Consider the following 23,416-nt stretch of genomic DNA (forward strand, 5'->3'; position numbering starts at 1 on the left):
TGTTATATAAGCGTCACAAGACCATCACAGAACTTTCAATGTCCGAAACCGATGCGACGAACCTCGGCGGCGCAGATGCGCGCGCCTTGACCGGGCTCAATCCTGCCAACGCCGTCCCGTCGGATAAGAGAGGGATGGAAAGCGACGTCGCTGCGGGCAAGGAATCCGAGATAGCGGAGCAGACCGGTCCGCCGGCGCCCGGCACAAGGCGGCCGCGGCGCAAGCCGGTTGCACCCGATGTCGCCGAGCAGCATGAAGCGGCGCCATCCGATACCGAGATCGAGCTGAAGCTGGTTGTCGATCCCGAGCAGCTCGCCGGTTTCAACGAGGCATCGATCATCGCGGCCAATGCGCGCAGCAAGGGCAGCCGAAAACATCTGAAGACCATCTACTACGACACGCCCGAGCAAAAGCTTCGGCGTCAAGGTTTGACCCTGCGCGTTCGCCAGAGCGGCACGCGATTTACGCAAACGGTGAAGACGGAATCCGACGACGATCCGCTTACGCGCGGCGAGTGGGAGGCGAGCGTGCCATCGACCGCCCCGGATGTCGCGCTGGCCGCGCCCTTCATCCCGGCCAAACTGCGCGACGATCTTGAACGTCACGCGTTGGAGCCCGTCTTCACATCCGACATCCACCGGCATCAGCGCCTGATCGATCTGCCGTCCGGCACGGTCGAGGTCGCGTTCGACCACGGCCTGTTGAACGCAGGCGAGCGCGCACTGCCGGTGAACGAGATCGAGTTGGAGCTCAAGGCCGGGAGCGCCAGCGCCATCTACGAGTTGGCGCTACGGCTCGCGGAGCACGGACCGGTGCGGCCGTCGATCCAGGCCAAATCCGAACGCGGCTTCGATCTTGCGGAAGATGCGCCGCCGACCGCGCCCAAGCCGCGCAAGCTGCGGCTCGACCCGTCGGTGCCGCTCGACGACGTGTTTGCGCAGATCCTGCGCGCCTGCCTGCACCACCTGTTGCAATCGCTTCCCGCAGCCGAGGACGGCCGCGACGTGGAAGGCGTGCACCAGCTGCGCGTCGCGCTGCGGCGATTGCGCTCAGCGCTGCATCTGATGCGGTCGGTAGGGTCGTTGAGCAAACTTGAGTTGCTGCGGTCCGAAGCGAAATGGCTGGCCTCGAATCTGTCTGCCGCGCGCGAGTGGGATATTTTCCAAAGCCAGACCTTGCCTGCTATTGCCAAGGGCTGTCCGTCCGTCGCGGGCTTCGACACACTGGACGAGGTCGCCGAGAAACGCCGCTCGGCCGCCTATCGCCAGGTGCGGGGCGTGCTCTCCGACCGCCGCTGCGCAACTTTCGTGCTTAGCCTGGGGGCCTGGATCGAGGCGCGCGGCTGGCGCAGCGACATCGCGCCGGAAAATTTGAGCGAGTTGGCCGAACCCGCTATCGCCTTCGCGCAGCGCACGCTGTCTGCGCAATATGCCAAGGTGCTCAAGCGCGGTCGCCATCTCAAATCGATGGGTCCGGAACAGCGGCATCGCTTGAGGCTTGCGGTCAAGAAGCTGCGCTATGGCACCGATTTTCTCCTGCCCCTGTGCGGACAGGGCAAGTCGGTCAAGCGCTTTCGCGACCGGTTGATCGAACTGCAGGAGGAGTTGGGCTCCTATAACGACATGGCGACCACCGCATCGCTGCTGTCGGGACTTGGCGTTGAGGCCCCGAACGGCGGCACCGCCGCCGCCGCAATCGCCGGCTGGCAGGCCCACGGGATGGTCAGCGCGGAAGGGCGCCTGCGCGACGCCTGGCGCAACTTCGCCAAGGCCAAGGTGCCGTGGGCGCAGGACGCGAAAGCGTAGCACTCGCGGGCTACGCTCGTTGCACAAGCTGACAGAACGCATTCCCCGACCGCATCGCCAACGGTAGCCGTTGCCGCCGCAATCCGCTACCAAGCTGCCGGAACAGATTCTCTCCGGGGAGCTCTCATGCCTGATATCGGACCCATTCAACGGGCGCTTGAAGCGGCGATCGGTCCTGACAAGATTCCCGGCATCGCGGCCGCAGTCGCGACCAGGGATGGCGTGATCTTCGAAGGCGCGGCCGGGCGGATAAGCGTGGACCAGCCGGCGCCGATGACGGCCGATTCCGTCTTCCGCATTGCCTCGATGACAAAGGCGATCACGGGCGCGGCGGCGATGCAGCTTGTCGAGCAGGGCAAGCTCGCATTGGACCAGCCTGCCAAGGAAATCCTGCCCCTGCTCGGCAAGGTCCAGGTCCTTACCGGCTTCGATGCCTCCGGTCCCACGATGCGGCGGCCGCGCACAGACGTGACGCTACGACATCTCCTCACCCACACTGCGGGCTTTGCCTACGACATCTGGAACGCGGACATCGCCCGTTACGCGAAGGAGAAGGACGTCCCGGCCATGCGCACGGGCAAGCTCGCTGCGCTCAACGTGCCGTTGGTACGCGATCCCGGCGAGCGCTGGGAGTATGGCGTCAATATCGAGATGGTCGGCCGCATGGTGGAGGCGGCGAGCGGCCTCAACCTCGAAACCTATCTACAGAAGCACATCCTGATGCCGCTCGGCATGCGCGACACCAGCTACATCGCGCGAGCCTCCTGGGAGAGCCGGCTCACGGGCGTTCATGCCCGCAAGGCCGACGGCAAACTCGAGCCGATCGCAAGCCCGCCGGTCGATGAGACGACCCGCGAATTCTTCCCCGGCGGCGGCGGCCTTTACTCCACCGCGCCCGACTACTTGCGCTTCCTGCGTGCACTGTTGAGCGGCGGCGAGCTTGACGGCGCGCGTATTCTCAAATCCGAGACGGTTGCGCTGATGGGCGGGAACCACATGGGCGCGCTCAATGTCGAGCCGCTGCCGACCTTCAACCCGGCCCTGTCGAACCCCGTTGACCTGATGCCCGGCGTTGTCAAGAAATGGGGCCTGACCTTCCTCATCAACACCGAAGCGACCCCGGCGGGACGCAGCGCCGGTAGCCTCGCCTGGGCCGGCCTCAACAACACCTATTACTGGCTCGATCCATCCGCGAAAGTCGCTGCAGTCTTCATGACCCAAGTTTTGCCGTTTGCGGATACGACCGTGCTGGAGGCCTTGGATGCGTTTGAGAGTGCGGTTTATCAGGTGGTCCGGAAGGCGTAGCGCGGCGATGCGCGCGGGCAGCGGAGCATTCCGGACATCGGAAAACGCGATTCGACACGTTACGCCACTGCGTTGCGCCTGATCGTCTCGCGATAGAACGCGGCGCTCAGTTTCGGCGTGCGGCGCTGGGTGTCGAAGTCGACCCGGTAGAGGCCGAAGCGCTTTTTGTAGCCGTCGGCCCATTCGAAATTGTCGAGCAGGCTCCAGTGGAAATAGCCGGCGACGGGCACTCCTTCCGACACCGCGCGCTGTAAATGAAAGAGGTAGTTGCGCAAATACATGATGCGGTCGACGTCGTAGATGTTGCCGTCCGCATCGGGCGCGTCCGTCCCCGATGTTCCGTTCTCGGTGACGTAGATCGACTTCACGTCCCAGAGCCGTGCCGCGTGACGCGGCGCCCAATACATCGCCTCTGGTCCGACCATCAGCCAGAACGGATCCATATGCGGAAATGATGCCGGGAACGGCGCCAGCGCAAAGCCGCGCGCATTATCGGCCGCGACGACATAGTGGTCGGGCTTGTAGATGTTCAGCCCCAGAAAATCGATCGGCGATGCGATGATCCGCAAATCCTCGGCCGTGAACTTCGGGGCGTCCTCGCCGGCTTCGGCCAGATAGCGGTCAGTGTAACGTCCCTCGAGCATCACGGTCAGATAGCCGGCATTGAGCTCGCGCGTCGCCGTCTGCGCGGCCCGCACATGCTCGGCCGTGTCGATGGCGGGGATGCAGACGACCAGGTTCTCCGCCGGGCCGAGCTTGACGGGGTGCCGCGCACGCGCGCGGATCGCCTGCACCGCCAGCCCGTGTCCCAACGCGACATGATGCCGGACCTGGTTCTGCTCGCCTTGCGACAGTTTAAGCCCGGGCGCGTCGATGCCAAGGCCATGACCGAGATGCACCAGCCGCGAGCATTCGTTGATGGTGAAGAAGCGCTTCACGCGGTCGCTCAAGCGCTCCGCGACATAGCCCGCATAATCCGCGAAGGCCTTGGCGGTGTCGCGCGACTGCCAGCCGCCAAAGCGATCCTGCAACGCCTGCGGCAGGTCCCAATGATAGAGCGTTGCAAACGGCTCGACACCGTTGGCCAGCAATTCGTCGACGAGCCGATTGTAGAAATCGAGGCCCTTGCCGTTCGGCGTCCCCGATCCTTCCGGGAAAATGCGCGGCCAGGCGATCGAGAACCGGTAGGCCTTGGTGCCCAGCGCCTTGATCAGCCGAACATCGTCCTTGTAGCGATGGTAGTGGTCGTCGGCGACATCGCCATTGCTGCGATCTTCGATCGTGCCTTGCGTGTGCGTGAAACCGTCCCAGATCGAGGGGCCGCGGCCATCCTCGTTGACAGCGCCTTCGATCTGATAGGCCGAGGTCGCGGTGCCCCAGACAAAGCCGCGTGGAAAACCGGGCGCGCTGCTTCGTGCCGCGGGCACGCGTCTGTGGCCCGCCGCGCCGCCCGTGGCTTGCGCCAATGGCGTCGCCGCGCCGAGCGCGGCCCACCCCGCAAGGCGCGCAAAGTGACGCCGCGAAAGCCTGTTCAACACCATGACGTCAGTTCCCGGGACGAAGGGCGATGCATCCCCACAGAGTCACTTGTCGCGTTCCATTCGCGACGACGCAACCACGAAGCTCGTGGCCGCACCGAGCTTCGATGTCGGCTGCGGAAGGGACTCGACCGCAACAGGCTGAACCTCGCCCTCTTGCCTGCCAAAGAGCCTGGGCAGAACAGCATCAGCAATCGCGCTCACGACGAGAAGCGCGCGCGGCGGGCTCAGGCTGATGCCGAGCAGGAGAAACGTTGCCGACGTCCACAACGACTGCCAATTGCGAACGCCTTCGTTGAAGAAAATATAGAGTGCGCTTCCCACGAACAGGCAGGCGAATACGCCTTCGGCAACGCGGCTGGTATCGCGCCTGCGCGGGTTGAGACGCGCCACGATCAAGATCGGCACCACGAACATGGTCAGGCTGGCAAAGGGGAAATCGCGCGACCGAGGATCGAACACAAGACCTAGCGCCGTTTCAGCAGCGACCAAAATCGCTACAGTCGACATCAATCCGAAGATCAGGCTGAGCCGCGATCGTGTGCGCCCATCGCGCGGGCCGAACAATTCCGCAAATGCCGGCTGCGGACGTCCCGCCATCACCGCATTGGCGCAGAACAGCGGCAGCACAACGCCTGCGGCTAGCAGCAATCCCTGCAACAGCCAGCCGTCAAAACCATAGCTTTCGTCCAGCGCTTTTTCCGCCGCCAGACCGACCAGGATCCCCCCCGATGTCGCACAGGTCGCGACCGCGAGCCACGATACGAACCCTGCAGCCGATCGCCCTCCCCTGCGGGTCAACAGCGCGGCGGCGAAGAGCGCGAGGCTGAGGACAAGTCCGGCGCCCATCTGCAGCTTCCAGAACGGAAAGTTGCTGACCGCGGCGCCTGTCGCATATTTCAGCTGGCGGCCAACACCGTCGAGCAGGCCCCAATGAGCGCCCACGGTGCCTTCCCACTGGCGCTTCCACGGCTCGTCATAGGCTTCGAACAGATTGACCCGAAAGCCCTCCTGCCGCGCCATGGTCAAGAGCTCGGAAAAGAAACGCGCCTGATTGATGCGGGAGGGCAGCGCGTGGTCGCGCATTCGGCCCCGGCTCGGCCAACCCGCCTCGCCGATCAGGATCTCCTTGCCGGGGAATGCGCGGGCCATTTCCTTGCGAATGTCGTCGACATGGGCCGCCGCATCCTCGGCGCGGACGGGCTCGTCTTCCCAATAGGGCAGGACATGGACCGTAACGAAATCGATGTCGTTGGCGATCTCACGGTCACGCAGCCAGATGTCCTGCACCTCGGCATAGCTGATGGGAACATCGAATCTCGGCTTGGCGGCCCGGATGGTCTCGCGCAGTGCCGCCAATGTCATCTCGCCGCGCAGCAGCACCTCGCTGCCGATGATGACCGAAGTGATCACGCCGGGATGTTGCTTCACCAGCAATACAGCGTCGTCGATCAGCGCCGCATTCTTCAAAGGATTGCGGCCGATCCAGACGCCGAGAATGACCTTCAGGCCGACCTTGGCCGCGAGCTCCGGCACCTTGTCCAGCCCATTCTCGAGCGAATAGATGCGGACGCATTTCGATATGCCGGCGAGCTGGGCGAGATCTTCGGCGATCTGCGCCTCGCTGATGACGATTTGCGAATTCCACGGGGTCTGCCCTTCGCGGAACGGCGCATAGGACACGCAATCCACCTTCCGCGTCACATCAATCGGGGCAACCTCCAGCGTCACCGGGGTTCCCAGCCAGCACCACGCGCCGGCAATGAGGCTCAGAGACAACAGGAGAAGCACGATCGGCGTTCGAAACGCCGAGAAGCCCTTGTTCTCGCCGTTCGCCATCGGGTCCTTCAGATCGGGCCCGGAATTGGCAGGATGGTAGAATTGCATCACGCAGCACCCTCGATCCGGATCAAGACCAAAGGGCGCCGCCCGGCGCGGTCATCACACGGCCGATGGCTGTCTGAACATGGCTCGTGCCGTTCGTCGTAATTAAGCGAAATTGCATTGCTTGGTCGCCTGCTTACCCGCCTGCCCGGGGCTGTGGACGTTGTCAACCGGAGGTCGCGAGGGCGCCACATCAAGGAAAAGGCCTCGTCGCCGAGCAACGACCGAGGCCATACCTTTACGTCCTTTAACCTGACAGAAGCTTCGGTTTTAGGATATAAACCGCAAACAAGCCCCCCGACCAAGCCCCAACGAGCTCCGCCTGTTCGACGGTTAGAATATACCTGTATCCTGCTTTTTCAACAGCCTCGGGAATTGCGATGCACCGGTTACGTAGTGTTTTGGTCGCGAATTGGTCCGGGTCGGACGCAGCGTCGGCTTCCGGAACGGACACCTGGTAATGCGCCGCCGGGAGTTCATCACAGGCGCGGCGGCACTCGCGGCCTGCGCGCAATTGCCTGATATGGCCCGTGCGTTGACCCCGGGGCATAGCATAACGCTCTCGGGCGCGGATCGGCTTCCCGTCGGCTTTCACAATTTCACTGGCACCAACCTTGCCAAATGGCAGGCAGCGCTCGCGGCCCAGCAGCGCGGGACAGCGAACGCGGTCCTGGGGTGCCTGGGCGACTCGACGGTGGCCGGGCAAGGCGCCGCCAGCAACGAGCTGGCCTCCAATGCCAAGAGCCTGTCATGGCCGACGCAACTGGCGAAGCTCGTTCCCGGCGGCAGCTGGTCGAGCGTCTGGGGCGACAACAATGTCAGCGCCAACGCCGGTGACCCGCATGGATTTGACGCGCGGCTCGATCGCTCGGGCTGGACCGTCGACTACATTAAGGCATCGGGCACACTGTGCGGCGGCTTCTTCCACGACCAGCAGACGGCCCTGGCGAACTTCTTCACCCCCACCAACCCGATCGACACCATCGAAGTCTGGTATGCGCAAGCGCCCGATAATGGATATTTCTCCATCGGTGTCGACGGCGGACCGCCGCTCGCGACCGTGAGCTGCGCGGGTCCCAATGCTTTCCTCAAGGCGACCGCAAACTGCACACTCGGACGTCACACCATCAATCTGCAGCGGATGCCCAACACCGAGAGCGACGTCTACCTGACGGGCATGCGCGCCTATAACTCGGCCGTCAAGGAAGTGTCGGTCTACAATCTTGGCGGCTGCCGCTGGGGTTCGGCCGACTTCGTGGTCAAGACCTATCCCTGGAGTACGCTGCCGGCCGTCGCCGCGATCGCGCCGAACCTCGTGATCTTCCAGGCGGGCATCGTCAACGACTGGGACAACCGCATCCCGCTTTCAACCGTCACGGCGAACATGACGAACGTGATCAATGCGCTGAAGGCCGTGAAGTGCGATGTGATCCTGATGAGCGGCCCGCCGTCGGAAGCCGGCGTCTATGCGTCCTACGAGACGCAGGAAGCCTATGTCGCCAACATGAAATCGCTCGCCTATGCCGCCAACGTGCCCTTCATCGACGTCTGGGCGCTGTTCGGCGGCCGCTGGAAGGCGTCCGCGATGTTCGACTCGCTACATCCGAACCAGGCCGGCTACGAGCTGATCGCAGGCTACGCACGGGCCGCCATTCTCGATCCCGCATCGCGCAGCGCGAGCTAAAGCGCGACGAAATTGGGCAGAATCGTCATCGCGCTTTAGCGCTTTGGGTGAGCATGATCTTTTCGGAAAACCGCTGCACACTTTTCCGGATCATGTTCTAACCACGCTGACCCCTGCGCCGCTCCCGCGTGATCTCGGCCAGGATCGACATCGCGATCTCCTCGGGCGTGATGGCGCCGAGATCGAGGCCGGCAGGCGCCTTGATGTTGTCGAGCGCGGACGCCGCAACGCCTTGCGCGAGGAGCTTCTCGCGCAGCGCCGTCCATTTGCGGCGGCTGCCGACGAAGGCGTGGTAGGCGGCCTCCGTCGCGGCGGCTTCGCGAAGCGCAGCCTCGTCGCCCTTGCCTTGGGTCGAAACCACGACAAAGCGCCTGGCCTGGTGCAGCTCTCCCAGTGCAAAGCCATCGACGAGCACATCGGCGTCGACCGCGGCGGGGCGCTCGGCGGCGGGCGCGGCGAGCGTGACGTGATAGCCGAGCTGTCGCGCCTGCGTGGCCAGCGACAGCGCGACCGGGCTCGCGCCAAAGATCACCAGCGAGGGATGCGGCAGCACCGGCTCGATAAAAATATCCATCGTGCCCTGGCTCGGGCAGAAATTGGCCGCAAAGCGCACGCCCTGCCGGCTCTCGCCAGCCTTGACACCGAGTTCCGCCAGAAGATCCTCCGGCTGCACCGAGACCATGCGCGCTTCGCCATCGGCAAGCGCTTCGCGCGCCGCCTTCAGCACCGCGCCGCGCGCGCAACCGCCGCCGATCCAGCCCGCGACAATCGTCCCGTCAGGCGCGATGATCGCTTTCGCACCGGCCTTGGCTGCAGTCACCGACACCGTGCGCACCACCGTCGCCAGCACGAAAGCCCGTTCGGCGGCCTTCATCTGCGCGACCAGGTCCATCACTTCGACATGGGCACCCATGTTACAGCCTCGCAAGATAGGGCTCGAGCGCAGCGAGGCTCTGCAGCGTATTCGCCGGCGCGTAAAGATCGACATGCGGCAGCGCCGCCCTGATGCCGGCTGCGACCGGCGTGTAGCCCTGCCAGGCCATCATCGGGTTGAGCCAGACGATGCGGCGGCAGCGCTTTGCCAAAGCCGCCATTTCGCGGCCGAGCAGGTTGGCATCACCGGTCTCGTAGCCGTCGGAGACGATCATGACGCAGGTCCGCGAATGGATCACCCGCGCCGCATGGTAGCGGTTGAAGGTCGCGAGGCTCTCGCCGATCCTGGTGCCGCCGCCTGTGCCTTGGGCCAGGATCGAGAGCCGGTCCAGCGCGCGAGCTGCGTCTCTCTCCTTCATGGCGCCGGACACATGCGCGAGGCGCGTGTGAAACAGGAACGCCTCGGCTTCGCGAAATTGATCCAGCACGCCATGGACGAAGCGCAGGAAGACACCGGTGTACATGCTCATCGAGCCCGAGGCATCGAGCAGCACGACCAGCCGCAGCGGCTTGTCCTTGCGCTGCCGCTTGACCAGCGAGATCGGCACGCCACCATGACTGATGTTGCGATGAATGGTGCGCCTCAGATCAAGCCGGTAGCCGCGCCGCCGCGCGAGATCGCGCCGCGTCAGCCGCGTTCGCATTGCCTTTGCCAGCCGCGCGGCGGCTTCATGAGCTTGCGCGATCTGCTCGGGATCGGCGAGCTTCCTGAAATCGACCTCGGCGAGATTTTCGGCCCGCGAGGCGCCCTCCATGCGGCCCTCACCGCCTCGCCCTTCCGGCGCATCGTCTGCCGACGGCGCCTGGTCGGTCGCCGACTGGCTGCCGCTGATCTCGCCGTTGTCCTGCAAGGCCTTCAATGACGGGCTGTTGGCGGCCGTCGCCGCGCCTGATGTCATCGACCGCGAGCGCACCCGCTTTCCAAGCCAGAAGGCGTCGAACAGACCGTCGAATTTCTCCCAATCGGATTTGCGCGCGGAGAACAGGTGCTTCAGCGCCGACCGCAGCAGTCCCGGCCTAACCGCATAGCCCGAAGCCATCAGCGAAGCCGCATCGCGTCCTTCCGCAAGCCCGACCGCAAAGCCGTTGTCGCGCAACGTCTTCAGGAATGCAGAAAGCTTCGCGGCTACCAGGCGCGAGACCTCGTCGATCTCTTCAAAGGACGGATGGTCGCCGCAGCAGCTCATGCGACCTTCCCCAGCAGACGCTCGGTGACTTCGCGCGTGACCCGCGCGCGGTCCTCGCGGGTCTTGAGCAGGCACATCAGGGTCTCATGCACAGTCTCGGGAAGGTCATGCAGGTCGCGCACGTCGAGCCCGACCAGCGCCGCCGCCCAGTCCAGTGTCTCGGCAACGCCGGGCACCTTGCGCAGCTCCTCCTTCCGTACACCCTCGACCATCCGCGCGATCTGCAGCGACAGCGAGGCCGAAGCACCATCGGTGCGCGCCATGATGATGCGCGCCTCGCGATCGACATCGGGATAATCGACATAGTGATAGAGGCAGCGTCGGCGCAGCGCGTCCGACAGCTCGCGCGTGCCGTTCGAGGTCAGCACCACGCGAGGGACTGCACTGGCGGTGATGGTGCCAAGTTCAGGGATCGAGACCTGGAAATCGGAGAGCAATTCAAGCAGGAAGGCCTCGAACTCATCGTCGGCGCGATCGATCTCGTCGATCAACAGCACCGGAGACCTCTCACGGCGGATGGAAGCGAGCAGCGGCCGCTCAAGGAGATATTTTTCGGAAAAGATCTGGTCCTCGACTGCATCGGCGTCGGCGCCGCGGTGAGCCTGGATCGCCAGCAATTGGCGCTGGTAGTTCCATTCGTAGAGCGCGGCGGACTGATCCAGCCCCTCATAGCATTGCAGGCGGATCAGCTCGGTCGCATGAACGCAGGCGAGCGCCTTTGCGACCTCGGTCTTGCCGACGCCCGCCTCCCCCTCCAACAGCAACGGACGCTTCAGGAGCTGCATCAGCGAGATCGCGGTCGCCAGCTCGGCGTCGGCGATATAACCGCACACCGCAAGTGCCTGCGCGATCTCGTCACGGGTTTTCATCGGCTGCCAAATGCTCCGTCATTCCGGGGCGCCTCGAAGAGGCGAACCCGGAATCTCGAGATTCCGGGTTCGATGCTTCGCATCGCCCCGGAATGACATCGAGACAGTTTCGCTTCGCTCGCAATGACGTCAACCTAACACGCCCAGGCTCTTCGCCGCCTTCCAGTTGCGCCAGTAGTCATGCGGCATCTGGATATGCGTCGATCCCAGGAACGAGAAGGCGTCGTTCACGGCGTTGGAAAACGCCGGGACGCCGCCGACATTCGGGCTTTCGCCGACGCCCTTGGCGCCGATCGGGTGATGCGGCGACGGCGTCACCGTGAAGTCCGTCTCCCAACGCGGGGTCTCCACCGCGGTCGGCATGAAGAAATCCATGAACGAGCCGGTGACGACATTGCCGCCGTCGTCGTACCGGATCTCCTGGCCCATCGCGATGGCGAAAGCTTCGGTGAGCCCCCCATGCACCTGGCCCTCGATGATCATCGGGTTGATGCGGGTGCCGCAATCATCGAGCGCATAGAAGCGCCTGACCTTGTAGACCCCGGTATCGACATCGATATCCATCACGCAAAGATAGGCGCCGAACGGATAGGTCATGTTCGGTGGATCGTAGTAGCTCACCGCCTCCAGCCCCGGCTCCATCCCGGGCGGCACGGAATTGTAGGCCGCCCAGCAGATATCCTTCATTGACATGAACTTCTCCGGCAGGCCTTTGACGCGGAAGCCATCGATGTCCCACTCCAGATCGTCCTCGTGCACCTCGAGCTTGTAGGCCGCGATCATCTGCGCCTTTGCCTTTATCTTGCGTGCGGCCATGGCGATCGCGGCGCCTGCGACCGGCGTGGAGCGCGAGCCGTAGGTACCTAGCCCGTAAGGCGCGGTGTCGGTGTTGCCTTCCTCCACCATGATGTTGTCGGCGGGAATGCCGATCTCGGATGCGATGATCTGGGCCCAGGTGGTCTCATGGCCCTGGCCCTGGCTCTTGGTGCCCATGCGCGCAATGCCCGCCCCGGTCGGATGCATGCGAATCTCGCAGGAATCGAACATCGCAATGCCCAGGATGTCGCAGTTCTTCGACGGGCCGGCGCCGACGATCTCGGTGAAGAAGGAGACGCCAAGCCCCATGACCTCGCGCGTCTCGCCGCGCTTGAAGGCTTCGCGTTTCTCCGCCTGCTCCTTGCGAAGCGCGGCATAGTCCGTCGACTCCATCATCTTGCGCATGGCGGTGTGGTAATCGCCGGAATCGTATTCCCAGCCGAGCGCAGAGTGATAGGGGAACTGCTCGCGCCGGATGAAATTCTTCAGGCGCAATTCCGCCGGGTCCATACCGAGCTTTTGCGCCAGGATGTCCATGGCGCGCTCGATGCAATAGGCGGCCTCCGTGACGCGGAACGAGCAACGGTAGGCCACACCGCCCGGCGCCTTGTTGGAATAGACGCCGTCGACCGTGAGATGAGCCACCGGGAAATCATAGGACCCGGTGACGATGTTGAAGAAGCCGGCCGGCCATTTCGACGGGTCGGCGCAAGCGTCGAACGCGCCGTGATCGGCGAGCACATGGACGCGCAAACCTGTGACCTTGCCGTCCTTGGTCGCGGCGATCTCGGTCGTCATGTGATAGTCGCGCGCGAACGAGGTCGCGGTGAGGTTCTCGATGCGGTCCTCGACCCATTTCACCGGCTTGCCGGTAACGATCGAGGCAACCGCTGCGCAGATATAACCGGGATAGGCGCCGACCTTGTTGCCGAAGCCACCGCCGATATCGGGCGAGATCACATGGATCTTCTGCTCCGGCAACTTTGCGATCAGGGCGACCACCGTCCGGATCACATGCGGCGCCTGGAAGGTACCCCAGATCGTCAGCTCACCCTTGATCTTGTCAAAGGAGCAGACGCACTGGCAGGTCTCCAAGGGAGACGGATGGGTGCGGTGATATGAGATCATCTCCTTGATGGTGACTTCAGCCTTATTGAAAGCAGCATCCGTGAGCTCCTTGTCGCCGACGCTCCATTCGAAGATGTGGTTGTGGTGCTTGCGCGGCCCATGGGCACCGGTCGTTTTGCCGGCGAGGTCTTCGCGCAGCACCGGCGCATCCGGCGCCATCGATTTGAAGGGATCGACGAGAACCGGTAGCGCCTCGTAGTCGACCACGACCTTGGACACGCCGTCATCGGCGGCATAGCGATCGGTCGCGACCACGAACGCCACCTCCTGGTTCTGGAACAGCACCTTGCCGTCGGCGAGCACCATCTGCACGTCACCGGCGAGCGTCGGCATCCAGGCGAGGTTGACAGTCTTCAGAGTCTCCGCGGTGATCACCGCGAGCACGCCAGGCACCTTCAGCGCCTCATCCGTATTGATCGACTTGACACGCGCATGCGCATGCGGCGAGCGGACGAAATCGCCATGCAGCATGCCAGGCAGCTTGACGTCGTCGACGTAATTGCCCTTTCCTTGCGTGAAGCGGATGTCTTCGACGCGCTTTCGCTTGCAGCCCATGCCTTCGAGGGCGGCGGTGCGTTGTTCCCGCGTGGGAGTCAAGTCGTTCATTCCGCGGCCTCCTTGAATTCGACGCCCTTGGCCTTGGCCGCGGCGTATTGGATTGCCTTCACGATGTTCTGGTAGCCGGTGCAGCGGCAGATATTGCCGGCAATGCCGGCGCGGATTTCGTCCTCCGTCGGCGCCGGATTTTCCTGCAAGAGCCGATGCGCGCGCACGATCATGCCCGGCGTGCAATAGCCGCATTGCAGGCCGTGCATCTGGCGAAAACCTTCCTGCAGATGCGACAGCGTGCCGTCTGCATTCGCCATGCCTTCGATCGTGGTGATGTCGCTGCCGTTGGCCTGTATCGCGAACATAGTGCAGGACTTCACCGACATGCCGTCGATATCGACGGTGCAGGCGCCGCAATGGGTGGTCTCACAGCCGATATGCGTACCGGTGAGCTGCAGGTTCTCGCGGATGAAATGCACCAGCAACGTGCGTGGCTCGACCAGGCCTTCGACCTCGGCGCCGTTGACCTTCATGGTCACGTGGATTTTTGCCATTGATTCCTCCCGTATTATTTCGCGCGGTGGGCTGCGCGCTGCAGCGCCCGCGTCACCATGATGCCGCCGACATGTTTTCTGTATTCGACCGGCCCGCGCGCATCCGCCGCCGGCGACATGATCGCTTCGGCGGCTGCGGCGGCCTTCTTCAGGCTCGCGGCATCGAGGCTGGTGCCGATCACCGCGTTGGCGGCGTCGACAGCGAGCAGCGGTGTTTCGTGCAGATTGGTGAGCCCGATCGCGCAACTTGCGACCTTGCCGCCAGCCATGGTCAGCACCACGGCCGCGGCGGCGGTCGCATAATCGCCGACCTTGCGCTTCAATTTCTCGTAAGCGTAGCCGTGACCTGCCGCCGGCAGGGGAATCGTGACCGAGGTCAGGATCTCGCCGGGCTCGAGCGCTGTGAAATAAGCGCCCTGATAGAAGTCGGAGGCCATGACCTCGCGGGCGCCGCTGGGTCCCTCCAGGCGATAGGCGGCGCCCAAGGTCAGCATCAGTGCCGGCATGTCGTTGCCGGGATCACCATTGGCGACGTTGCCGCCGATCGTGCCGCGGTAGCGCACCTGGGGATCGGCGATCAGGGCGGCCGCCTCCTGCAGGATCGGCAGTGATGACCTGATCTCGTCCGACGCCAGCAGCTCGTGCTGGGTGGTCATGGCCCCGATCGCAATCCTGTTGCCATCGCGATGGATGCCCTTGAGGCCGGCGATCCCATGCAGGTCAACGAGATGGCCGGGGGTGGCGAGCCGCAGCTTCATCATGGGGATGAGGCTGTGTCCGCCCGCGAGCGGACGCGCCTCCTCACCCAGCGAGGCCAGAAGCTTTATTGCATCGCCAACGCTTGCGGGCCGGTGATAGCCGAATGGGCCAGGAATCATGGTCTCCTCCCTTCGTCCTTTTGGGCGCGGACGTGTTGAGCGGGACGCTCTCTCCGGACGGAGCCGGCCGCAATGATGCGGGCACGGAAGGTCAAAATTCGCACGAGTTGCAGGCGAGCGCGCACGAGTTGCGTCAGGAGATGAGACCTAATCGAGCGACGCCATTACGCCGCTGAGCTTAGTCTCCACCGACGAACTGCCCCGCTGCGAGACCCGGGCCGTCGCCCTCCGAGGGGCTCGCTTACGCGAGCACCTCATGGCGATGGTGGCAGGCTGTCTCTGATTAGGACGACGGCGAGAGGCTAGACCGCACCGCATGCCCGTTACGTTGCTTGGCGAGCCCGAGCCTTGCCTTCACCTCGGCGATCTTGGCGCGGCTGACGGGCACGCGGTGCGGCGTGGGGCCGTCGAGCTCGATAACGGCGCCGTCCCCCTCCTTGCGGACCAGGGTGACATGCGGAATCGCCACGATGTGGCTGCGGTGGACACGGACGAACAGACCGGGGTCAAGTTGCGCCTCGGCCTCCGAGATCGACCACGGACACATCCGCTCCCGCGTGCCGTCATGAACACGGGTGTAATGCGCATCCGCCCGGACGCTGCGGATATCGGCGGTGTCGATGAAATGGGTGCCGTTGGCGCCCTCCACCGGCAACCGCGGCACCGGCGCCGGCCGCGGCGGCTGGCCGAGCCCGCCGAGCGGCGCCGGCATCAGCCGTGGCAAAGCCGTGGCGGCCGGCGCAGTCTCGACCGGCGCCGTTACCGCACTCGCCTGCAGCGCAACCGCCTGCTCAACTTGCGTCGAAGCGATCTGGCGTCGCGGGTCCGGCACCAGTGACAGCAGGAAGCCCGCGGCGATCACAAAGCACAACACGGCCACCACAATCGATAAGATCTGCGGCGAGGCGGCAAGCCCGCCCACCATGTGATGCTGCGCTGCGGAAACCGGCGCGAAATGCATGCCGTACATTGCCGTGTAATGCATGCCCGAGACCGCGACGCCAAAGGCAACCGCGCTCGCAATCAGCCGCACGCCATCGGCCGGCGCCAGAAAGGCGCGCAAGCCGCCGTAAGCCGTGACGATCGCAACCAGGATCGACAGCGCTACCATGCGGTCATCATGCACAATGGCGAAATTGCCCGACAGCGCATGGATCCCGACATAATGCATGCTGGCGACGCCAAGCCCGAGCAGCACGGCAGACGACGCCACCCGCAGCAGCGACGGCTCGCCGATCGAAACAAAAAACAGCGAAATGCCGACCACCAGCGCACAGATCAAAAACGAGATCATGGTGGGCAGGACGAGATAGACGGTATCAGCGGGGATCGGTGCAGCCAGCACGCCGACAAAATGCATGGTCCAGATGCCGACCGCGAGAAAGGCTGCTGCACCTGCGAGCAACGCACGGCGGCTGGCGCCCGCGGCAGAGCGGACGCGCGCGGCCAGCGCAAAGCCGGTGTAGCCACCCAGGATCGCGATCGCCACCGAGAGCGCCACGAGATAGGGATCGTGTCCTTCGAACATGATCTTTTCAGGCTCACCCGTCGCCACGGGCAAGCCTCCTCCCGACGCCGAGTTTATCAACGCGGCGACGGGAAAGACAATCAATGGATTGTGGATACCACGGTTCACGAGCCCGGCATGATGCCGGCCGCGACCTGGCCGCGCAGCCGCTCCAGGCTGAGCAGCGTGTTGGCGCAGGCTTCCGCCACCTCGATGCCCTTGGTGGCAAAATGCCTGCGGAAGAAATCGAAATGCGCCTGGCTCTCATGGAATTGCTGCGGCGTCAGCACCGCCGAGAACACCGGCACCTCGGTGCGCAGTTGCACATCCATCAGCGCCTTGATCACGGTGTCGGCGACGAACTCGTGACGATAGATGCCGCCATCGACCACAAGGCCGGCCGCGACGATCGCGGTGTAGCGTCTGGTCTTGGCGAGGAGCTGCGCATGCAGCGGGATCTCGAACGAGCCCGGCACCTCGAAAACATCCACCCGCTCGCGCGGAATGTGGCGCGCCTCGATCTCGTCGAGAAAGGCGGTGCGCGCCTCCATGACCACGTCGCGGTGCCAGGAGGATTGCACGAAGGCAACCCGCTGCGGCTTGGCGAAATGCGGATGCTCCGGCCGGACCGGGGGAGCGGGCGGCAGGGCGCTTTCGGCGGCCTGGGAATCTTGGACTTGGGAGTCTTGGATTTGGGAGTCTTGGACTTGGGAGTCTTGAGCGTGGGAATCTTGCAACATCTGATTCATGGCTTTCCTCTTTCAGGACCAGAATCAGGGCATACGGAACGACGAGCCCCGCGCATCAGCACGGGTCACCGCAACCGTTCTCTTTCATCCGGACTTTAACCGTCGGCTTCGGATTCGCACCGAATCTGCTGACCCTTCCCCTTTGGCAGGGAAGGCGCTCGCGGGCTCGGGCTGACCGCCCTTACCGCCGGTGGGGACTTCCACCCCGCCCTGAGAACATCGACCGGCCCGGGATGAGCCGATCTGCCGATAAATATGGCGAAAGGCCGGGGCGCGAGCAAGCGGCTTTGGCATGGAAATTCCTCATGGTCCCCATGCCGGGAAGACGAGCTATGACATCGCTCGGTTCTCACCCCGCCCTCTTCCCTGGAAGGGCGGGGCGCGTGAGACACGGCGAATCAAAAAGTTCCCCTGCGCCAAAAGTTAACAACTTCCTATCAGAGCGAATCCGATTCCGGTTTGTTCTCTTGTTAGCGAATGCGCTGTGGACGGCTGACTCACATTCTGTGGAATCGCTCAGAGGCGCGGTTGCGCCGATTCCGCAAATCACATCACTTGATCCCCGCAGGCCCGAGCCCGTTCGGGAGTGCAGCCGGTAAGAAGCGCGCGATTCAACTCGGCGCCTGCGTATCAACAAGACTTTAAAAAGCGGAAGGTCGAGACGGCATGTCCCTGCTCGAAGGCATCGTCGATTCACATAAGCACCCGCTCGCCGTGGTGGAGGATATTGCGTCCGATAACAACTGGGCGTTCGAACGCTCCGGCGAGGACGAGGTCACGATCGTCTCCAGGGGCGACTGGACCGACTACCAGCTCTCCTTCACCTGGATGAGCGAGATCGAGGCGCTGCATCTGGCCTGCGCCTTCGACATGAAGATTCCCGATGCGCGGAAGGCCGAGGTGCAGCGGCTGATCGCCGGAATCAACGAGCAATTATGGATCGGCCATTTCGATCTCTGGACTCATACCGGCATGATCATGCATCGGCAGGCACTGGTGCTGCCTGGCGGATTGATCGCCTCCAGCGCGCAATGCCAGGCCATGCTGGCCGGCGCGATCCACGCCTGCGAGCGCTACTTCCCGGCGTTCCAGTTCGTGGTCTGGGCGGGCAAGTCGACGACAGAGGCACTGGCAGCGGCGATGTTCGACACCGAGGGCGAGGCGTAGCTCGTGGTCGTCCCGACCTGGTGCGCGATTGCGCACCGGGCCGGGACCCGTAATCCCAGGCCGCAATTGCGGCGCACGATGCTTGTTGCGAACAGCCCGATCAAATAGAACCACCGGTGGTTATAGGTCCCGGCTTGCGCCAGGACGACGGGAACATTCGCTGTGAGCAACACCTCCGCATTGAAGAACATCACCGGCACCATCGCGCTGGCCGGCGCGGGCAAGATGGGCGGCGCGATGCTGGCCGGCTGGCTGGCCGGCGGCCTCGACCCCAGGCAGGTCGTGGTGATCGAGCCGACGCCGTCGGCCGAGATCACGGCGCTTGCCGCGCATGGCATCCGGCTCAATCCAAAGGATGCGGCGGCCGTCGAGACGCTGGTGGTCGCGGTCAAGCCGCAAAGCTTTCGCGAGGCGGGCGCGCTGTTGATGCCGCTCGTCAGCCCCAACACGCTCGTGGTCTCGATCATGGCGGGTACGACCATCGCCTCACTGAGCGAGGTCTGCGGCGGCGCAGTCGTGCGCGCGATGCCCAATACGCCGGCGGCGATCGGCCGCGGCATAACGGTGGCGGTAGCAGCGAAGAATGTCAGCGCCGCGCAGCGCGCCACCGCGGATGCGCTGTTGCGCGCCACCGGCTCGGTCGAATGGGTCGAGGACGAAAGCCTGATCGATGCGGTGACCGCGGTCTCGGGCTCTGGCCCGGCCTATATCTTCCTGCTGGCGGAAGAGCTTGCGCGCGCCGGTGTCGCGGCCGGCCTGCCCGAGGAGCTCGCGACAAAGCTCGCGCGCGAAACAGTCGCCGGATCCGGCGAACTGTTGCATCGCTCGGATCTGTCCGCCGCAACCTTGCGTCAGAACGTGACCTCGCCCGGCGGCACCACTGCGGCGGCGCTGTCGGTGTTGATGGCGAACGATGGCTTGCAGCAATTGATGATCCGCGCGATTGCCGCGGCGACGGCGCGGTCGAAGGAATTGGCGAAGTAATCGCCGCTCGTCATTGCGAGCGAAGCGAAGCAATCCAGAACCTTACGTAGGACTCTGGATTGCTTCGTCGCGGAGCCTGTCATCGGGCCGGCCGAAAGGCCGGACCCGTTGGCTTCTCGCAATGACGACGGAGGTCACTGTGCCCTACGGCACGCCAAACCGTCCCTTGAACGCGGCAAGGTTGACGAGCCCGCGCCCGTGGCGACCTTCGCCGATGCGGCGGACCTCGTCGAACGCCTCAACCTCGAAGCGGATGACACGACGTTCCACCTCAATCACGCGTGCCGTGGTGCGTACCTGCGCCCCAACCGGTGTCGCCGCGAGATGGCGGATGTCGACCTCAGTGCCGACAGTGATCCAGCCGCTCTGCAGGCAGCTCGCGATGGCATCGCCCGACGCCATCTCCATTTCCAGGATCATCATCGGCGTCGCATAGACCAGCGGCATGGATTTGAGGAAATGCCCGACCGTGCGCTCCGGCGGCACCACCAGCGTGCGCTCGGCACTCATGCCGACCGTGATGAAGTCGCGTGCATCCATGGTTGCTTCTACGATCTCGTCATTCCGGACGGGCCGCGGCACGCGGACTGATCCGGAATCTCGATGTTGTGGCGCGAGACTCCGGGTTCAGCCCTCCGGGCTGCCCCGGAATGACGATGACCTTACTTCTTCAGCGCCGCTGCGCGTTCCACGAAGGTCTTGCCGCCCTTCATTTTGTGGATCAGCGGCGCCTCGTTGATCTGGATGACGACGGCTTCCGGATCGACGCCGAGATTTTTCACCAGCGCCTGGGTGATGTCGCGCATCATGCCGACCTTTTGTTCCTCGGTACGGCCGGCCGCCATGCTCACGGTAATCTCAGGCATCGTTCACTCCCTTTTTCCGCTCGCCCGGCGAAGCCCAGCGTAGCCGGGTCGTGGACATCCACGCTTCTCCAATCAAACAAGACGTTGATGCCAGGCACAAGGCCGGACACGACGTCGTGCGCGAATAGCTATCCCCACGTCACGTCATGGCGCGCGAGCACCTCGCGCACCTTCGCGACGATCTCGTCCTCCCTGCACGAAAATTGCGCAGGACGGGTCTCGCGCCATTCCTGGTTGGAGGCGATCGCGGCGGCGGCTTTGGCGCCCTCGATCAGGTCCTTGATCTGCACCTCGCCGCGCGCCTTTTCGTCCGAGCCCTGGATGATCACGCAAGGCGCGTTGCGGCGGTCGGCATATTTGAGCTGGTTGCCCATGTTCTTGGGATTGCCCAGATAGAGCTCGGCGCGGATTTTCCCGGCCCGAAGCGCCGCCACCATCTTCTGGTAGTCAGCGACGCGGTCGCGATCGAACACAGTCACCACGACGGGGCCGAATTCGGCGCGCGTATCGAGCTTGCCGAGGAGCGTCAGCGCCGCCTGCAGCCGCGACACCCCGATGGAAAAACCCGTCGCCGGCACCGGCTCGCCGCGGAAGCGCGAGACGAGGCCGTCGTAACGGCCGCCGCCGCCGACCGAGCCGAAGCGCACCGGGCGGCCTTTTTCATCCTTGGTGTCGAGCAACAGTTCGACCTCGAAGACAGGGCCGGTGTAATACTCGAGGCCGCGGACCACGGACGTATCTATCCTGATCCGCTCTTCGCCATAGCCCGCTGCCTTCACAAGCTTGCCTATCTCGACAAGCTCAGATCGACCTTCGTTCAGAAGCTCTCGACCCTCCGTTTTCGCAAAGAAGCGACCCGAAATTTGGCCACTTAGCGATTGGCTCTCGATTCCATCGTTCCGTTCTTCGAACTCAATTTTGAGTTTCAAAGATTGAAAAACTACCTCGATCTGCTCGTCGTCGAGCTTTGCTCCTTTAGTGAAATCTCCGCTTTCATCCAAGCGCCCCTCACCGAGCAGAAGACGCACGTCTTTGGCATCGAATTTGTCGAGCTTGTCGATTGCACGAAGAACTGTGAGCCTACGACCAGCGTTCTCCGCTCCCCCGAGCCCTATCCATTCAAGCACCCCATCGAGCACCTTGCGGTTGTTCACCTTCACCACGTAGGAGCCACGCGGCACGCCCAGCGCCTCCATCGTGTCCGCAGCCATCATGCAGATCTCCGCGTCGGCCGCAGGCGAACCTGTGCCAACCGTGTCGGCGTCGAATTGCATGAATTGGCGAAAGCGACCCGGACCGGGCTTCTCATTCCGAAACACCCAGCCGAAGCGATAGCTGCGATAGGGCAGCACCAAATGCTCGGTGCCGTATCGTTCCGCGACATAGCGCGCGAGCGGGGCGGTGAGATCATAGCGCAACGACAACCACTGCTCGTCATCGTCCTGGAAGGAGAACACGCCCTCGTTCGGGCGGTCCTGGTCGGGCAGGAATTTGCCGAGGGCGTCGGTGTATTCGATCGCCGGCGTCTCCACTGGCTCGAAGCCGTAGAGCTCGTAGACGGTGCGGATCTTCTCCACCATCTGCCGCGTCGCATTGATCGCGGCAGGGCCACGGTCTTCCAGACCGCGCGGCAGGCGGGCTTTGAGTTTCTGCGGTTTCTTGGGTTTGTCGGCCATCGCGGGCGTTTACCAGTCGGCAGGCGAAGCGGCAACCGGGGCGTTATTTTACTCCGTCATTCCGGGGCGGTGCGCAGCACCGAACCCGGAATCTCGAGATTCCGGGTCTGGTCCTTCTGACCATCCCGGAATGACGGAGCGAGCGCGGCTTTACGCCGCCACTGCCCTGCCCTTGGACTGCACCTCCGCGGTGTAATCCAGCATCAGCTGTTCCGAGATCGTGCCCGGCGTGAACCTCCACTGCGCGATCTCGGAGACCGGGGTCACCTCGGCCGCGCTGCCCGTGATGAAGCACTCGGTGAAGCCATCGATTTCCTCAGGCCAGATCCGGCGCTCGACCACCTCGATGCGCCGGCGTCTTGCGAGCTCGATCACGGTTGCGCGGGTGATGCCTGCGAGGAAACAGTCGGCGATCGGCGTGTGGATCTTGCCGTCCCTGATGAAAAAGATGTTGGCACCCGTGCATTCGGCAACCCGGCCCTCCCAGTCCAGCATCATCGCGTCGGCATAGCCCTTGCGCTCGGCTTTGTGCTTCTCGATGGTGCAGATCATGTAGAGGCCGCTGGCTTTCGCCAGCGCCGGGATAGTCTTCGGATCGGGCCGGCGAAATTGGGCGAGATCAATGCGGATGCCCTTCAGCCTCTCGGCAGGGTCGAAATAGCTCGGCCACGCCCAGGCCGCGATGGCGAGGTGAATGGTGTTGGCCTGCGCCGCGACGCCCATCATCTCCGAGCCGCGCCAAGCCACCGGGCGGACATAGCCGTCGGGCAGATTGTTCGTGTCGATCACGAGCTGCTTGGCGGCGACGATCTCGGCGACCGAGAACGGGATCTCGAAATCGAGCATATTGGCCGAGGCCTTCAGCCGCTCCGAATGTTCCTTGCTCTTGAATATCTTGCCGCCATAGGCGCGCTCGCCCTCGAACACGCAGCTCGCATAATGCAAGCCATGGGTCAGCACATGGACGTTGGCATCCTTCCAGGGCACCAGCCTGCCGTCGAACCAGATGAAACCATCAACTTTATCGAATGAAACGCCCATGTACCTTCTCCCGGTAGGTTGCCCCAGGGCGCTCGCGGCCCGGCGCAGGTTTCGAGGGTCTGGACCCCGCCAAAAGGCAGCCGTTCCCGGCAAGCTTGCCGGCTGAGGGACATGCTTTTGTGAAATGCGGAAGTCCAGTATGGTTTGCCGATGTGCCGCTCGACAATCGCACGGTAGATCTGGTTGCGGCCCTGGGCCGCCTACTGGGCCCTGGCCGGGCCGGTTTGGGAACATCGCCGCGGAGTGAAACGATCTAATATTTCGCTACGGCGGATTGTTTTGTAACATTGAAACTA

Annotated in this window: 19 protein-coding genes and 1 riboswitch; of the genes, 5 read left to right on the forward strand and 14 right to left on the reverse strand. The window is 63.8% G+C overall.

What is annotated here, in order from left to right; genetic code table 11:
• Positions 1-38 precede the first annotated feature (38 nt).
• The gene (locus A3AI_RS0102515) at positions 39-1,805 is read left to right on the forward strand and encodes a CYTH and CHAD domain-containing protein (protein ID WP_024514057.1); all 1,767 of its coding nucleotides are present in this window, start codon (positions 39-41) and stop codon (positions 1,803-1,805) included.
• 126 nt (positions 1,806-1,931) lie between these two features.
• Positions 1,932-3,110 carry a serine hydrolase domain-containing protein gene (locus tag A3AI_RS0102520; RefSeq protein WP_024514058.1) on the forward strand — a complete coding sequence of 393 codons (1,179 nt, stop codon included), beginning with the start codon at positions 1,932-1,934 and terminating at the stop codon, positions 3,108-3,110.
• A gap of 59 nt (positions 3,111-3,169) precedes the next feature.
• Here the strand turns inward: A3AI_RS0102520 and A3AI_RS0102525 are convergent, their stop codons facing one another.
• Together A3AI_RS0102525 and A3AI_RS0102530 are read right to left on the reverse strand one after the other, a co-directional pair.
• Entirely contained in the window at positions 3,170-4,648 is a 1,479-nt protein-coding gene (locus tag A3AI_RS0102525; protein WP_024514059.1) for a GH1 family beta-glucosidase, read from the reverse strand.
• A 45-nt stretch (positions 4,649-4,693) separates the two neighbouring features.
• The gene (locus A3AI_RS0102530) at positions 4,694-6,535 is read right to left on the reverse strand and encodes a glycoside hydrolase family 17 protein (RefSeq protein ID WP_024514060.1); all 1,842 of its coding nucleotides are present in this window, start codon (positions 6,533-6,535) and stop codon (positions 4,694-4,696) included.
• A 457-nt stretch (positions 6,536-6,992) separates the two neighbouring features.
• Here A3AI_RS0102530 and A3AI_RS0102535 point away from each other — a divergent pair, with 457 nt between their 5' ends.
• The gene (locus A3AI_RS0102535) at positions 6,993-8,216 is read left to right on the forward strand and encodes an SGNH/GDSL hydrolase family protein (RefSeq protein WP_036047290.1); all 1,224 of its coding nucleotides are present in this window, start codon (positions 6,993-6,995) and stop codon (positions 8,214-8,216) included.
• Positions 8,217-8,313: 97 nt separating this feature from the next.
• On the opposite strand, the gene A3AI_RS0102540 is transcribed toward A3AI_RS0102535, so the two are convergent.
• The 8 genes from A3AI_RS0102540 to A3AI_RS0102575 form a co-directional block, all read right to left on the reverse strand.
• The gene (locus tag A3AI_RS0102540; RefSeq protein ID WP_024514062.1) at positions 8,314-9,129 is read right to left on the reverse strand and encodes an XdhC family protein; all 816 of its coding nucleotides are present in this window, start codon (positions 9,127-9,129) and stop codon (positions 8,314-8,316) included.
• 1 nt (position 9,130) lies between these two features.
• A complete protein-coding gene (locus A3AI_RS0102545) occupies positions 9,131-10,336 on the reverse strand; it encodes a vWA domain-containing protein (RefSeq protein WP_024514063.1) in 1,206 nt (401 codons plus the stop codon).
• Complete coding sequence (locus A3AI_RS0102550) at positions 10,333-11,205, reverse strand: AAA family ATPase (RefSeq protein WP_024514064.1); 873 nt, start codon at positions 11,203-11,205, stop codon at positions 10,333-10,335. Before A3AI_RS0102550 ends, A3AI_RS0102545 begins: the two co-directional genes overlap by 4 nt.
• A gap of 129 nt (positions 11,206-11,334) precedes the next feature.
• Entirely contained in the window at positions 11,335-13,755 is a 2,421-nt protein-coding gene (locus tag A3AI_RS0102555) for an aerobic carbon-monoxide dehydrogenase large subunit (protein WP_024514065.1), read from the reverse strand.
• Positions 13,752-14,252, reverse strand: a complete 501-nt coding sequence (locus tag A3AI_RS0102560; protein WP_024514066.1) for a (2Fe-2S)-binding protein — start codon at positions 14,250-14,252, stop codon at positions 13,752-13,754. Before A3AI_RS0102560 ends, A3AI_RS0102555 begins: the two co-directional genes overlap by 4 nt.
• A 14-nt stretch (positions 14,253-14,266) precedes the next feature.
• Entirely contained in the window at positions 14,267-15,130 is an 864-nt protein-coding gene (locus tag A3AI_RS0102565; RefSeq protein WP_024514067.1) for an FAD binding domain-containing protein, read from the reverse strand.
• Positions 15,131-15,413: 283 nt separating this feature from the next.
• Entirely contained in the window at positions 15,414-16,658 is a 1,245-nt protein-coding gene (locus A3AI_RS0102570; RefSeq protein WP_024514068.1) for an MHYT domain-containing protein, read from the reverse strand.
• A 104-nt stretch (positions 16,659-16,762) separates the two neighbouring features.
• Complete coding sequence (locus A3AI_RS0102575) at positions 16,763-17,386, reverse strand: 6,7-dimethyl-8-ribityllumazine synthase (RefSeq protein WP_024514069.1); 624 nt, start codon at positions 17,384-17,386, stop codon at positions 16,763-16,765.
• Positions 17,387-17,458: 72 nt separating this feature from the next.
• Positions 17,459-17,608: riboswitch (FMN riboswitch) on the reverse strand.
• 444 nt (positions 17,609-18,052) lie between these two features.
• Between A3AI_RS0102575 and A3AI_RS0102580 the strand changes: the two genes are divergently transcribed.
• The gene (locus tag A3AI_RS0102580) at positions 18,053-18,553 is read left to right on the forward strand and encodes a type III secretion system chaperone family protein (RefSeq protein ID WP_024514070.1); all 501 of its coding nucleotides are present in this window, start codon (positions 18,053-18,055) and stop codon (positions 18,551-18,553) included.
• Positions 18,554-18,778: 225 nt separating this feature from the next.
• Positions 18,779-19,537: a pyrroline-5-carboxylate reductase gene (gene proC / locus A3AI_RS0102585; RefSeq protein WP_502685725.1), complete on the forward strand. Its 759-nt coding sequence runs from the start codon at positions 18,779-18,781 to the stop codon at positions 19,535-19,537.
• 144 nt (positions 19,538-19,681) lie between these two features.
• Here proC and A3AI_RS0102590 read toward each other — a convergent pair whose 3' ends face one another.
• The 4 genes from A3AI_RS0102590 to A3AI_RS0102605 all read right to left on the reverse strand — a co-directional run bounded on the left by A3AI_RS0102590 (position 19,682) and on the right by A3AI_RS0102605 (position 23,120).
• Positions 19,682-20,077 carry a thioesterase family protein gene (locus A3AI_RS0102590; RefSeq protein ID WP_024514072.1) on the reverse strand — a complete coding sequence of 132 codons (396 nt, stop codon included), beginning with the start codon at positions 20,075-20,077 and terminating at the stop codon, positions 19,682-19,684.
• 122 nt (positions 20,078-20,199) lie between these two features.
• Complete coding sequence (locus tag A3AI_RS0102595) at positions 20,200-20,403, reverse strand: tautomerase family protein (RefSeq protein ID WP_024514073.1); 204 nt, start codon at positions 20,401-20,403, stop codon at positions 20,200-20,202.
• Between the two features lie 128 nt (positions 20,404-20,531).
• A complete protein-coding gene (hisS, locus tag A3AI_RS0102600) occupies positions 20,532-22,079 on the reverse strand; it encodes a histidine--tRNA ligase (protein ID WP_024514074.1) in 1,548 nt (515 codons plus the stop codon).
• A 150-nt stretch (positions 22,080-22,229) separates the two neighbouring features.
• A complete protein-coding gene (locus tag A3AI_RS0102605) occupies positions 22,230-23,120 on the reverse strand; it encodes a branched-chain amino acid aminotransferase (protein ID WP_024514075.1) in 891 nt (296 codons plus the stop codon).
• Positions 23,121-23,416 lie beyond the last annotated feature (296 nt).

This window comes from Bradyrhizobium sp. Tv2a-2 (genome assembly GCF_000472425.1).
GTDB lineage: Bacteria > Pseudomonadota > Alphaproteobacteria > Rhizobiales > Xanthobacteraceae > Bradyrhizobium.

Bases quoted from the DNA above. Each gene is read 5' to 3' on its own strand.
- proC (WP_502685725.1), top strand. From the start codon at position 18,779: ATGGGCGGCGCGATGCTGGCCGGCTGGCTGGCCGGCGGCCTCGACCCC.
- hisS (WP_024514074.1), bottom strand. From the start codon at position 22,079: ATGGCCGACAAACCCAAGAAACCGCAGAAACTCAAAGCCCGCCTGCCG.
- A3AI_RS0102555 (WP_024514065.1), bottom strand. From the start codon at position 13,755: ATGAACGACTTGACTCCCACGCGGGAACAACGCACCGCCGCCCTCGAA.
- A3AI_RS0102565 (WP_024514067.1), bottom strand. From the start codon at position 15,130: ATGATTCCTGGCCCATTCGGCTATCACCGGCCCGCAAGCGTTGGCGAT.
- A3AI_RS0102605 (WP_024514075.1), bottom strand. From the start codon at position 23,120: ATGGGCGTTTCATTCGATAAAGTTGATGGTTTCATCTGGTTCGACGGC.
- A3AI_RS0102540 (WP_024514062.1), bottom strand. From the start codon at position 9,129: ATGGGTGCCCATGTCGAAGTGATGGACCTGGTCGCGCAGATGAAGGCC.
- A3AI_RS0102550 (WP_024514064.1), bottom strand. From the start codon at position 11,205: ATGAAAACCCGTGACGAGATCGCGCAGGCACTTGCGGTGTGCGGTTAT.
- A3AI_RS0102515 (WP_024514057.1), top strand. From the start codon at position 39: ATGTCCGAAACCGATGCGACGAACCTCGGCGGCGCAGATGCGCGCGCC.
- A3AI_RS0102590 (WP_024514072.1), bottom strand. From the start codon at position 20,077: ATGGATGCACGCGACTTCATCACGGTCGGCATGAGTGCCGAGCGCACG.
- A3AI_RS0102560 (WP_024514066.1), bottom strand. From the start codon at position 14,252: ATGGCAAAAATCCACGTGACCATGAAGGTCAACGGCGCCGAGGTCGAA.
- A3AI_RS0102575 (WP_024514069.1), bottom strand. From the start codon at position 17,386: ATGAATCAGATGTTGCAAGATTCCCACGCTCAAGACTCCCAAGTCCAA.
- A3AI_RS0102535 (WP_036047290.1), top strand. From the start codon at position 6,993: ATGCGCCGCCGGGAGTTCATCACAGGCGCGGCGGCACTCGCGGCCTGC.
- A3AI_RS0102580 (WP_024514070.1), top strand. From the start codon at position 18,053: ATGTCCCTGCTCGAAGGCATCGTCGATTCACATAAGCACCCGCTCGCC.
- A3AI_RS0102595 (WP_024514073.1), bottom strand. From the start codon at position 20,403: ATGCCTGAGATTACCGTGAGCATGGCGGCCGGCCGTACCGAGGAACAA.
- A3AI_RS0102570 (WP_024514068.1), bottom strand. From the start codon at position 16,658: ATGTTCGAAGGACACGATCCCTATCTCGTGGCGCTCTCGGTGGCGATC.
- A3AI_RS0102520 (WP_024514058.1), top strand. From the start codon at position 1,932: ATGCCTGATATCGGACCCATTCAACGGGCGCTTGAAGCGGCGATCGGT.
- A3AI_RS0102530 (WP_024514060.1), bottom strand. From the start codon at position 6,535: ATGCAATTCTACCATCCTGCCAATTCCGGGCCCGATCTGAAGGACCCG.
- A3AI_RS0102545 (WP_024514063.1), bottom strand. From the start codon at position 10,336: ATGAGCTGCTGCGGCGACCATCCGTCCTTTGAAGAGATCGACGAGGTC.